The organism is Paraburkholderia sp. GAS448, assembly GCF_050435685.1.
In the GTDB taxonomy this organism is placed as follows: Bacteria; Pseudomonadota; Gammaproteobacteria; order Burkholderiales; family Burkholderiaceae; genus Paraburkholderia.
Genome location: NZ_JBNDKT010000002.1, coordinates 515,766 through 527,545 on the forward strand (window position 1 = coordinate 515,766; position 11,780 = coordinate 527,545).

Consider the following 11,780-nt stretch of genomic DNA (forward strand, 5'->3'; position numbering starts at 1 on the left):
GGCGGCTGGACGTCTTTCGCAATAATTGCTCTCAATGGGAAGCGGTATGTTGCCGGTCCGTTAAGCTCATCGGGAGTCAAGCTTGAACATTCGCAAATTCGTCGGTGCAACGAGCCGTGACGCACTGCGTCTCGTCCGCGAGGCATTGGGCTCCGATGCAGTCGTATTGTCGAACCGGGCGATCGAGGACGGCACCGTTGAAATCGTCGCGCTCGCCGACAGCGATCTCGCTGCAATCTCACCCAAGGGTGGAGAAGGCGCGGGCTTTGGCGGCGGCTTCGGCGCAGGGGCGGGCGGCAACGGCAACAGCAACAGCAACAGCACGAGCGATAGCAACAACGGCGGCAGCCACGGTGGCAACCAAAGTAGCAACACGGCAGGCGGCGGGTTCAGCAGCGGCTTCGGCGTCGGCAGCACCTCAGGCTACGGTGCAGGCAGTGCGAATCCGGGAGCGGGCGCGAGCCTCACGACGGGCGCGAGCGCAGCGCCGCTGACGCGTCCGGCCGCGCCGCCGATGCAGGCGAATCCGTACGCAAGCGGCGGCATGCCCGACGTGTTCTCGTCGGTGTTCGGCGCGAGCCCGGAAGCCGGCACGGAACGGATGTCGGCCAGCAATATGGACGGCGCTTCGCAGGAGGCCGGTACGCTGTCCGTCGGAGCTTCGCATGCCTCAGCGGCAGGCGCATCCGCGTCGCGATCGGGCGAAGACGCACGCGTGGAAATCCGCTCCGACGCGCGTCTCGAAGGTCGTCCGGGCGCGCGCCTCGACGCTCACGCGGCTCGGCCGGAAAGTCGCCCTGACGCACGTATCGAAGTGCGGTCGGAGATGCGGCCCGAAGCTCGACCGGAACCACGCTTCGAAGCGCGGCCCGAAGCACGACCCGACATCCGCAGCGACATCCGCGTCGACAGGCCGGTGACCGCACCGCCGCCCGCTATCCCGTCGGCGCCGGCCCGTCCGCGCACGATGGCCGAAACGAATCCATGGCTGATCGATCACGCACGCCGCATTGCTGCGCAGGACGTCGTGCATACGGCAAAGCCCGTGATGACCCCCTCTGCAGCGATGGCTCGCTGCCTTGGCGCGACGGTCGACCGGCAGGAATCCGCCGACGACGAGGCCACGCCCGACTGGGCGCGCGAGGCTGCCCAGCTGGCCGCACGCCGCGCCTCGCAGCGCGTCGCGCCGGCGGTGCAGGCCGACGTCAACGCCTCGCCTGATGCCCGCAAGGGCGGGACGACCCCGCTCGCCGGCCTGCCGGCAAGCGCGGCGGCCGCCGTGACGGAGTCGATCAAGGCCCGCATGGAGCAGATCGTCAACGAAACGGTGATGAACGAGCTGGCGTCGATGCGCGGCATGATGGAAGAGCAGTTCACCGGTCTCCTCTGGGCCGATCACCAGCGCCGCAGCCCGACGCACGCTGGGCTGACGAAGCATCTGTTCGCCGCCGGCTTTTCCGCGCAGCTCGTGCGGATGATGGTCGAAAACCTGCCGAAGGTAGAGAACATGGAGGCGGGTATGGAGTGGGTTCACTCCGTGCTCGAATCGAACCTGCCGGTGATCGAAAACGAAGACGCGCTGATGGACCGCGGCGGCGTATTCGCGCTGACGGGCCCGACGGGCGTCGGCAAGACGACGACGACGGCGAAGCTTGCAGCGCGCTGCGTGATGCGCTTCGGCGCGAGCAAGGTCGCGCTGCTGACGACCGACAGCTACCGGATCGGCGGCCACGAACAACTGCGCATTTTCGGCAAGATCCTCGGCGTCTCGGTGCATGCGGTGAAAGACGGCGCGGACCTGCAACTGGCGCTGACGGAGCTGCGCAACAAGCACATCGTGCTGATCGACACGATCGGCATGAGCCAGCGCGACCGCTCGGTGTCCGATCAGATCGCGATGCTGTGTGGCGCCGGCCAGCCGGTGCAGCGCCTGCTGTTGCTGAACGCGACAAGCCACGGCGACACGCTCAACGAAGTCGTGCAGGCCTATCAGGCTTCGCCGGACAAGGAGCCGCTCGCTGGCGTCATCCTGACCAAGCTCGACGAGGCGACCAACCTCGGCAGCGTGCTCGATACGGTGATCCGCTACAGGCTGCCGGTGCACTACGTTTCGACTGGCCAGAAGGTGCCGGAAAACCTCTACGTGGCGACAAAGAAATTCCTGATCAAGAGCGCGTTCTGCATTCCGCGCGACGGCTCGCCGTTCGTGCCGCACGACGACGATATCCCGGCGTTGCTCTCGGCCCTGTCGGCCCGTTCGACCGCGGAACTGCACGAGGTTCGTTTTGGATAAATTCGTGCTGGACCAGGCGGAAGGTCTGCGGCGGCTGCTCGCGCGCTCAGGCGCGCGCGTGGTGGCCGTGACGGGTGGCTCGGTGGGCGTCGGCCGCACGACGACCGTTGTGAATCTGGCGGCCGCGCTCACGGAGCAGGGCAAGGATGTGCTGGTGATCGACGAGTGCCCCGGTGAAAACGGGGTAAGCGCGCAGCTCGGCGGCGTGCGCGGCGCGGGCAATTTTTCGGCCGTGATACGCGGTGAAATGGCGCTCGAAGAAGCCGTCGGGCGGCATGCACTGGGCTTCGCCGTGCTGGCCGCATCGCGGGGCAATCGCGAAGGATGCACGCCGGAGCAGCTCGCCATCCTGTTGAGCGGACCGGCCGACATCGTGCTGATCGACGCCCAGCTGGATCGCGACGGTTCGCTGTCGACGCTCGCGATGCAGTCGAACGACGTGATGATCGTCACGCGCGTGGCGGGGCAGGCGATCACTGACGCGTACGCCTGCATGAAACGTCTGCATTACGCCCACGCGATCCCGCAGTTTCGCGTGCTGGTGAACCATGTTCAGAGCGTGTCCGATGCGACCGCCGCCTTCGAGAATCTGGCGGGCGTGGCGGGGCGCTACCTGACGGTGTCGCTCGAGAACGCCGGCTGCATCGCAGCCGATCCGCGGATGGCGCGGGCGGTGGAGCTGTCGCGCTGCGTCGTCGATGCCTTTCCGTCGACACCGGCCGCGCGGGACTACCGGCATGTCGCCGCAGAACTGCAGTACTGGCCGATGCGGCCAGCGATGTCGTCGCGCACGCCCGGAGCGGCTTTGGCGACAGTAACAGCGGCGCAACACGCCGACCAACCGTCTGCGCAGCACGCCTGAGGGGCGGGGCACGCAGACAAGGGGAGCACGATGTACAACGCTCAGGGAAAGATTTCCCAGGCCGACGTCCTGGCAAAGTACGCACCGCTGGTGCGGCGCCTCGGCCTGCAGCTCGTCGCCAAAATGCCGGCGAGCGTCGATCTCGACGATCTGATCCAGGCCGGCATGATCGGCCTGCTGGATGCGGCGAGCCGATACAAGGAAGATCAGGGCGCCCAGTTCGAGACCTACGCAAGCCAGCGGATTCGCGGCGCGATGCTCGACGAGCTGCGCAGCAACGACTGGCTGCCACGCAGCCTGCGGCGCACGTCGCGTGAGGTCGAGACGGCCGTGCACAAGGTCGAGCAGAATCTCGGGCGCTCGGCGAGCGAGGCGGAAATCGCCGAGCAGTTGAAGATGCCGCTCGACGAGTATCAGTCGATGTTGCAGGACCTGCACGGCAGCCAGCTGATCTATTACGAAGACTTCGATCGTTCCGCTGACGATGAGCCGTTCCTCGACCGGTATTGTGTCGATCGTGCGGATCCGTTGTCGGCATTGCTCGACGAGAGCCTGCGTTCGGCGCTGGTCGAAGCGATCGAGCGCCTGCCGGAACGGGAGAAGCTGTTGATGTCGCTGTACTACGAGCGCGGCCTGAATCTGCGCGAGATCGGCGCAGTGATGGAAGTCAGCGAATCGCGGGTCTGCCAGTTGCACAGCCAGGCGGTCGCGCGTCTGCGTACGCGTCTGCGCGAGATGGCCTGGGCAGGGGCCGAGGTGAGCTGAGGGTGAGCTAAGGGCAGGTTGAGGGAGGTTGAGGGACGTTGAGGGAGGTTGAGGGAGATTGAGTGAGGTTGAGGGAGGTTGAGGCCGGCGTTCCGTTGGACGCGAGGCCCTCGGGCTAGACCTGGGCGACCGGTTGCTGGCGGGCGTGGCGAACCCGCAGTATGTCCACCCGCTGTTGTTCGTCATCGACGCGATAGACGATCACGTAGTTCGCCGCGACGACAATCTCCCGTGTGCCGGCGACGCGTCCTTCCCGATACAGACGCGGATGCGCGGAGAGGACGTCGGTCCTGCTGCGAACGAGCGCGCCGAATTCCGCCGCTGCGTGCGGACTGTCGGCAGCGATGAAGTCGATGATCTCCAGCAACTGTTCCAGCGCGCGCGGCCGCCAGACTACCCTCATCGGGCTGCTTTCCGCTTACTGGCGCTCACATAGGCCGCGAGGCGCGCTTCCAGCTGGGCCATCGCGTCGGCGTGATCGATGCCGGGCGCAGAAGGGTTGCCAGCTTCCGCCAGCCCCGCTTCGATATCGGCGATGAACGCCACATGTTCTGCCGCGGCCTCGTGCTTCGCTTTCATCTCCGCCGCCGAATCCGGACGGCTCCACGCCCGCCGGGGCGCATCCGGATTCCACTCTGCCAGCGCGAAACGTCCTTCGGTGAGACCCAGTTCCCGCAGTACCTTCAGCGCCTGCACCGGATCGCGGAACGTCCTGCGCTGCCGGCCGTTGGACGTCACCAGTTCGGCTGCTCCCCGCTCGCGCGTTTCGAATTCGATGTAGAAACTGTTCCCGTCCGCGCGCAGGACGGCCGACACGACCCCCCCTGAGTTCACGGCAGCAGTGGCTTGGGCGACATCAAACGTGGTGAGGGTCATAAGAACTCCAAGGCGAGGGTCAGCAACGACCTGATCGATGGAGTGTAGCATTTCAGTCCACGAAATGCAGCTATTCGTGGCGTGGTTCGGTGTTGTGATTGCAGTGTCCAATGGCGCTCATCCTCGAAGAATCGACAGGCAGCTGCCCGGTCGGGGCGCAAGCCGCGATGCCGGGCAACTTCAACGTCATTGGAAGGCAAAATGCGTTCGTCGGACACCTGGCCGGACGGCCAGTGGAGGCGTGGGTGCTTGGGCCAGCGCAAGCCCGTTATTAGCGTGAACAGGCCCTAAAGGCTGCTGTAGGCCGGAATCCGTCCGTCCGGACCGTAGAATCCGACCTTTTCCGTCGTGACCGCGACGTTGAGCGCGGTCAATGCCCGCTGGTTGTATTCCATGCGCGTGCGGATCAGCGAGCCGTTGAGCGTGTTGGAGCGTTGCGCGCGTTCGGCGGCTTTTTGCAGCAGGGACCACTGCGCGGCGATCCGCGTATCGCTGCCCGCCGCCAGTTCCATGCCTTTCCAGCCGCCGGGGAAACCCAGTTCGGCCAGCTGCGTATCGCGCATTTTCTCGAGCGTCGCGAGCTTTCCTACCAGTTCGGTTTTCTTCTCGACGATCGGCGGGAGCATTTCAAGCGGCTCTACCGCCGTGAGGGCCTTTTCTTCCAGGGCCAGAACCGAGGCGAACGCCTCTACGGTCGAATACTCGTCGATGACGGTGGCAAGCAGGGCGTCTTTCATCACAACTCGCTAAACACGCTGGTCCGCGCGTTGCACGCGGACCCTGTTTCACAAATGCCGCCCGGCACCTGGCGCACCTTGCCTCGGTGCGTCGATCAGTTGCCGGTCGACTGGCTCTTGTTCTGCAACAGGTTGCGCGCCGTTTCCAGCACGCCGTCGGCGATCTTGCCCGAGTCGATCGTCAGCGACCCGTTCTGGATCGCCTGCTTGATCGAGTCGACGTGCGCCGTATCGATGTCAGCGGCGCCCGAACTCGCGAGGCCGTGCAGATGCCCGGAGAGACCCGACAGGCTCACGTTCGCGTCACCGCCCGACGTGCTGCGGGACGTCGACGCCGCCGCGCCCGCACCGGTCGTGCCGGCGCCGGTGGTCGACGCATCGCCTTGCTGCGTACGCTGCAGGCCGTCTTTCAACGTCTGCAGACCTGAACTGGTGGTGGAATCAACTTTCACGATTGGCTTCCTGATGATTTGAATGTGATAACGGCAATCACCAATCGAAACTTTAGCTCAATCGTCACCGCCCTTTTTGGGGTTGATCTCACCGGAATTTCACCTTCGCGCCGTCGCCCCGAGGCCTTCCATCTCGAATCCTAAAGCTGGATCTCGACGGTCCCGCCGTCCTTCACGACACCCTGGATGATCTGTCCTGTGGCCGTCTTGACCCGTACTGGCTGGCCTGGCGCCGCGTTGTTCATCGCGCTGCCTTCCGACGAAATAGCGAAGCCGGGGCCCTGGGCGACGACCCTGACCGTCTGCCCAATGGTCACCGAGGAAGCGCTGCGCAGTATGTCCTGACGCAGAGGCAAGCCTGCTGCGACGCGCATCAATGCGACGGAGCCGACTGCCTGCGAGGGGTCCGTGACGATCGCCTGCGGCATGTTGGTCAGATCGCCGTCACGGGCGACGAGATCGGCGGCAGTCAGCATTTCGCCCGGCGCGATGGCGCGCGAGGCAAGGTAGTAGGTGGCGTGCAGCGAAATCCGCGCCTGCAGGTAAAGCGTCCACGGATGTTCGCCGGCGCAGCGTACACCGACCGTGGTACGGCCCCACAGACGCGTGCCGGTCGGCATGAACGGCGCGAGCGCCGTGCATGCCGCGAGGCCGCGCGGAAAGACCGGCGCGACGGTGATGTCGATCTTGCCGGGCAGGCCGGCCGCCTGCTGCTGGAGAAACGCGAGCGCGGCGCGGCGGATCGATTCGGCGTCCTGCTGTCCGGCGGCCGTGGGCTGCACGGGCTGGGCCACCGGCCGGGAAGCAGCGCTGCCTTGCTGGGCCTCGGCCTGAAGCCGGACTTGCGAGGCCGGGACTACCCGACCGATGTCGTTGGCGGGTACACCCGCGCTGCTGCCTGAGCGCAACTGCGGCGGCTCTCCGCGCGACGCAAGCGGGTCGAGCGAGCCGCCCGAAGTGCCCGAACCATCGGGCGGATTCATCGCAACGGCCTGCGCCGCTGCGGGCTGCTGCCCCACCGCCCGGGCCGGCGCGACCACGACCGGCAGCACTTGCCGGCTTGCTGTCTGCTGGCTCGCGCGCGTCAGCGCGGGCTGTTGAACGGGCGCCGCGGCAACGCCTGCGCCCGGGATCACAATCGCGCCGTCCGCCTTTGCCGCGCTGGCGAAGCGATCTCCGTTGTTGCGCTCGTCTGCTGAAGGCGCCGCCACCGGCATCTGCGTGGCGGCCGCTGCTGCCGGCGGGGCAGCGACGGCAGCAGGCGCGTTCACACGTTCCGCCAACGCAGCCAGCGCGGCGGGATTCTTTTCGGCGGGGCCGGGAATCACGATCGGTCCGCCCGCCTCCTGTGCGCGGGTGCTGACCGGCAGCACGATGGCGACGCTGCCGGCGGCGAACATTGCCCATGCCGCCAGCGTCCGCGCGGCACCAGCGCCGGCGCGGCGCGCTGTGCGGGGGACATCGGAAGCGGACAGGCCCATCGTGATTCTCCATCGAATGCATCAGTACGAATCGCATTCTAGAGACGCCACCCGTTGCGCAAACGTTGAATAGAGGGCGGCTTCCCCGGTTATTCGTCCGATTGCCGCTTGCATTGCGCCCATAAGATGCACCACATGCAAAAAAAGGCCTTGCTGGCCGCCAGCCACTCTTTCGTCTCGCGTGAGATGGAAGGAGGCCGGCGCAGGAAGCCTCGGACCGTCATCCGGAGAGAACCATGCTGGACAAACTCGATGCCGAATTCGCCTTTGGCCGTCAGGCGCTCGATGTGCGCGCTTATCGCCAGGAACTGCTGTCGTCGAATATCGCGAACGCCGACACGCCAGGCTACAAGGCACGTGATGTCGATTTCGCGTCGTCGCTCGCCGGCGCGCTGAAGAAGAGTGGGGGCGCCACGCCCGGCGCGTCGAACAGTTCGTCGCTGGCGATGACGCAGCCGGCCAGCGTAACGAGCGGCATGTCGATGGTGTCCACCGAGCCGGGCCACATGACGGGCAAGGCCTCCCTGCAGGCGACCGGCGGCCCGACCGACGACTTCGGCACCGTGGCTTACCGCATCCCGACCCAGCCTGCGCTTGACGGCAACACGGTCGATCTCGACGCCGAGCGGGTCCAGTTCGCCGACAACTCGCTGCACTTCGAGTCGGGCATGACCGTGTTGTCGCAACAGATCAAGACGATGCTCTCGGCCATCACGTCGGGCTCGTAACGAAGCACGCAGTTGCAAGGCACCACCTTTGAGCACCGCCAGAAACCACACGCTACGGGACTAGAAGCCGGACACACCGGCAAGAGAGGTCAGCAAGCCATGCCATCCCTGATGAACATTTTCAACGTCGCCGGTTCGGCGTTGTCCGCGCAGTCGCAGCGGCTCAACGTTACGGCGTCGAATCTCGCCAACGCGGACAGTACGACCGGCCCCGACGGCCAGCCGTACAAGGCGAAGCAGGTCGTGTTCGCCGTGAACCCGATCGGCGGCGCGCGCACCGGCTCCGGCCAGCAGATCGGCGGCGTTCAGGTGACGGGCGTCATCGACGATCCGACGCCGATGAAGACGGCCTACGACCCGAGCAATCCGTCGGCCAACGCGGATGGTTATGTGACGCTGCCCAATGTCGACCCCGTGCAGGAAATGGTCAACATGATCTCGGCCTCGCGCTCGTACCAGGCGAATGTGGAAACACTGAATACCGCGAAACAGCTGATGCTGAAAACGCTAACGATCGGAACCTGAGGAGCATTTCCTTGACGACCAACACCACTATCGGCAGCAACGGCACGACCGTTTCGCAGACGCTGCTCGACACGATGAACGGCACGAACAGCAGCACTTCGAGCACGCAATCGACCGGCAACACGGCAACCGACCTGCAGAACACCTTTCTGCAACTGCTCGTCGCGCAGATGAAGAACCAGGATCCGACGAGCCCGATGGACAGCTCGCAGATGACTTCGCAGCTTGCGCAAATCAACACGGTGACGGGTATCGGCCAGCTCAACACGTCGCTCACGTCGCTGTCGACGCAACTGACGGCCGGCCAGCAGACCCAGGCCGCGAACCTGATCGGCACGACCGTGCTGGCTCCGGGCAGCACCTTCTCCGTCGCGAGCGGCAAGGCCACGGGCTTCGGCGTGACGCTCGCGAACGCCGCGTCGGACCTGCAGGTCGTCGTCAAGAACTCGGCCGGCACGATCGTCAACACGATCGACCTGGGCAAGCAGTCGGCGGGCACGATTCCGGTCGGCTGGACGCCGGTCGACACGGCAGGCAATGCGCTGCCGGACGGCACCTACACGATCACCGCGACGGGCACGGTGGGCGGCAAGGCGGCAACCGCGACGACGTTGTCCGCCGCGACGGTTCAAGGGGTCATCAAGCAGACCGACGGCACCGCGGGCCTCGTCCTGTCGAACGGCAGCACGGTCGGTCTGTCGACTGTGGCCGCCATCATCTAACTGCATCCAGATACATCAGACACGGAGACCGTCATGGGTTACCAGCAAGGGTTGAGCGGTTTGGCAGGCGCGTCGAGCGATCTCGACGTGATCGGCAACAACATCGCCAATGCAAATACGGTGGGCTTCAAGCAGGGCACGGCGCAATTCGCCGACATGTACGCCAATTCGGTGGCCACTGCAGTCAACAACCAGATCGGTATCGGCTCGCGCCTCGCGTCGGTGCAGCAGCAGTTCTCGCAAGGCACGATCACGACGACCAACCAGGCGCTCGACGTCGCGATCAACGGCCAGGGCTTCTTCCAGATGTCGAACAACGGCTCGCTGACGTATTCGCGTAACGGCGTGTTCCAGCTCGACAAGAACGGCTATATCGTCAACGCGGACGGCCTGCAACTGATGGGCTACGCCGCCAACAAGAACGGCATCATCAATTCGGCAGGCACGGTGCCGCTGCAGGTGCCGACGGCGAACATCGCGCCGACCGCGACCACGACCATCACGGCCGGTCTCAACCTGAACGCCCAGGACAACCTCGTGCTCAGCACGCCGACGGTTGCGTTCCCGACGGTCAGCGCCGGCTCGACGCTGGCAAGCAGCGGCGCGACGATCACCAATGGCGCAGCGGGCACCAACGCGAACACCTACACGATCACCTTTACCGGTGCGAACAGCTATAACCTGTCCGACGGCACCACGACCACGGCAGGCACGTACACCGCAGGCCAGGCAATCACACTCGGCAACGGCGAAACGCTGACCCTCACCGGCGCCGCCGTCACTGGCGACGTGGTCACCGTCACGCCCAACCGCCCGGCCTTCAACCAGACCGATTCGACGACCTACAGCTATTCGACTTCGGTCCCGGTGTACGACTCGCTTGGCGGCCAGCAGCAGGTCAACATGTACTTCGTGAAGACGGCCGCCGGCTCGTGGGACGTCTATGCAGGCCCATCGACGGGCACGGCGAGCAAGATCGGCACGGCGCAGTTCGACTCGTCGGGCAACCTGTCGAGCACAACCGACGCCGCCGGCGTTGCGACCGCCACGCCGCTCGCGTTCAACTTCTCGATTCCGAACACCGACGGTTCTGCCTCGCCGCAAAGCCTGCTGCTGAAGATCGGCGGCACGACGCAGTACGGGAGCAAGGACGGCACCAATTCGCTCGCCCAGGACGGTTTCGCCGCCGGCCAGCTGACCAACTTCACGGTCGGCACTGACGGCACGCTCACCGGCAACTATTCGAACGGCCAGACGGCCGCCCTGGGCCAGGTCGTGCTCGCGAACTTTGCGAACCAGAACGGCCTCATCGACCTCGGCAACAACGAGTTTCAGGCAACGGCGGCTTCGGGCGTCGCACAGATCTCGACGCCGGGCAGCACGAACCACGGCACGTTGCAGGGCGGCGCGCTGGAAAACTCGAACGTCGACCTGACGAGCGAACTGGTGAACCTGATCACGGCGCAACGCAACTACCAGGCGAATGCGCAGACGATCAAGACCCAGCAGGCCGTCGATCAAACGCTGATCAACCTGTAAGCGCTGCACTCACCGACACCATCATGGACCGGCTCATATACACCTCGATGTCGGGCGCCACGCAGGCGCTCGATCAGCAGGCTGTGATCGCGAACAACCTCGCGAACGCTTCGACGACGGGCTTTCGCGCGCAGCTCGCGACCTTCCGTGCCGTGCCGATGGCGTTCGGCGACGGCAGCACCGTCAACAACACCACGACCCGGACCTTCGTGCTGTCGTCGACGCCGGGCGCGGACTACACGCCCGGCCCGATCCAGCAGACCGGCAATCCGCTCGATGTCGCCGTGCAGGGCCCGGGCTGGCTGTCCGTGCTCGCCGCCGACGGCAACGAAGCGTACACGCGCGCCGGCGCCTTGCACGTCGATCCGAATGGCCAGCTCGTGACGGCGACGAACCAGCCGGTGCTCGGCACGGGCGGCCCGATTTCGGTGCCGCCGGGCGCCCAGATCACGATCGGCAAGGACGGCACCGTGTCGGCACTGACGCCGGGCGATCCGCCGACCGCCGTCGTGGTCGTCGACCAGCTGAAGATCGTCAACCCCGACCCGGCAACGCTCGCGCACGGCGACGACGGTCTCTATCGCACCTCAGACGGCAACCCGGCCGATGCCGATCCGAACGCGATCGTCATCGGGGGCGCGCTCGAAGGCAGCAATGTGAATCCGGTTGCGGCGATGGTGTCGATGATCACCAACGCGCGGCAGTTCCAGATGCAGACGAAGATGCTCGAAGCCGCCGACCAGAACGACCAGTCGGCCAACAAGCTGCTCGACTTCAGTTAATACCGGCTGCAGGCACGC

At 65.6% G+C, this 11,780-nt stretch carries 13 protein-coding genes; 8 read left to right on the forward strand and 5 right to left on the reverse strand.

Annotation, left to right across the window (positions count from 1 at the left end; translation table 11 throughout):
• Window positions 1–82: 82 nt before the first annotated feature.
• The 3 genes from flhF to P3T23_RS05910 are packed head-to-tail and all read left to right on the forward strand — an operon-like array spanning window position 83 to window position 3,920.
• Window positions 83–2,293 (forward strand): flagellar biosynthesis protein FlhF, encoded by a 2,211-nt coding sequence (gene flhF / locus P3T23_RS05900; protein ID WP_429315237.1) that lies wholly within the window; start codon window positions 83–85, stop codon window positions 2,291–2,293.
• Window positions 2,286–3,155: an AAA family ATPase gene (locus P3T23_RS05905; RefSeq protein WP_429315238.1), complete on the forward strand. Its 870-nt coding sequence runs from the start codon at window positions 2,286–2,288 to the stop codon at window positions 3,153–3,155. The genes flhF and P3T23_RS05905 overlap by 8 nt, the downstream gene beginning before the upstream one ends.
• Window positions 3,156–3,185: 30 nt before the next feature.
• Window positions 3,186–3,920, forward strand: coding sequence for an RNA polymerase sigma factor FliA (locus tag P3T23_RS05910; protein ID WP_133661315.1), 735 nt, complete (start codon window positions 3,186–3,188; stop codon window positions 3,918–3,920).
• A gap of 115 nt (window positions 3,921–4,035) precedes the next feature.
• On the opposite strand, the gene P3T23_RS05915 is transcribed toward P3T23_RS05910, so the two are convergent.
• From P3T23_RS05915 to flgA, 5 genes are all read right to left on the reverse strand, one after another.
• Window positions 4,036–4,323 (reverse strand): type II toxin-antitoxin system RelE/ParE family toxin, encoded by a 288-nt coding sequence (locus P3T23_RS05915; RefSeq protein ID WP_429315239.1) that lies wholly within the window; start codon window positions 4,321–4,323, stop codon window positions 4,036–4,038.
• Window positions 4,320–4,796, reverse strand: coding sequence for a hypothetical protein (locus P3T23_RS05920; protein WP_429315240.1), 477 nt, complete (start codon window positions 4,794–4,796; stop codon window positions 4,320–4,322). The genes P3T23_RS05915 and P3T23_RS05920 overlap by 4 nt, the downstream gene beginning before the upstream one ends.
• 287 nt (window positions 4,797–5,083) lie before the next feature.
• Entirely contained in the window at window positions 5,084–5,533 is a 450-nt protein-coding gene (locus P3T23_RS05925) for a flagella synthesis protein FlgN (protein WP_429315241.1), read from the reverse strand.
• A gap of 95 nt (window positions 5,534–5,628) precedes the next feature.
• Window positions 5,629–5,985, reverse strand: coding sequence for a flagellar biosynthesis anti-sigma factor FlgM (gene flgM, locus P3T23_RS05930; protein WP_429315242.1), 357 nt, complete (start codon window positions 5,983–5,985; stop codon window positions 5,629–5,631).
• Between the two features lie 140 nt (window positions 5,986–6,125).
• Window positions 6,126–7,466, reverse strand: a complete 1,341-nt coding sequence (gene flgA / locus P3T23_RS05935; RefSeq protein ID WP_429315243.1) for a flagellar basal body P-ring formation chaperone FlgA — start codon at window positions 7,464–7,466, stop codon at window positions 6,126–6,128.
• Window positions 7,467–7,702: 236 nt separating this feature from the next.
• Between flgA and flgB the strand changes: the two genes are divergently transcribed.
• From flgB to flgF, 5 genes are all read left to right on the forward strand, one after another.
• On the forward strand, window positions 7,703–8,194 hold the full coding sequence (gene flgB / locus P3T23_RS05940; protein ID WP_429315244.1) for a flagellar basal body rod protein FlgB: 492 nt from the start codon (window positions 7,703–7,705) through the stop codon (window positions 8,192–8,194).
• A 99-nt stretch (window positions 8,195–8,293) separates the two neighbouring features.
• Entirely contained in the window at window positions 8,294–8,719 is a 426-nt protein-coding gene (flgC, locus tag P3T23_RS05945) for a flagellar basal body rod protein FlgC (protein ID WP_429315245.1), read from the forward strand.
• A gap of 11 nt (window positions 8,720–8,730) precedes the next feature.
• The gene (flgD, locus tag P3T23_RS05950) at window positions 8,731–9,441 is read left to right on the forward strand and encodes a flagellar hook assembly protein FlgD (protein ID WP_429315246.1); all 711 of its coding nucleotides are present in this window, start codon (window positions 8,731–8,733) and stop codon (window positions 9,439–9,441) included.
• A 33-nt stretch (window positions 9,442–9,474) separates the two neighbouring features.
• Entirely contained in the window at window positions 9,475–10,980 is a 1,506-nt protein-coding gene (locus P3T23_RS05955; RefSeq protein ID WP_429315247.1) for a flagellar hook-basal body complex protein, read from the forward strand.
• A gap of 23 nt (window positions 10,981–11,003) precedes the next feature.
• Window positions 11,004–11,762 (forward strand): flagellar basal-body rod protein FlgF, encoded by a 759-nt coding sequence (flgF, locus tag P3T23_RS05960; protein WP_429315248.1) that lies wholly within the window; start codon window positions 11,004–11,006, stop codon window positions 11,760–11,762.
• Window positions 11,763–11,780 lie beyond the last annotated feature (18 nt).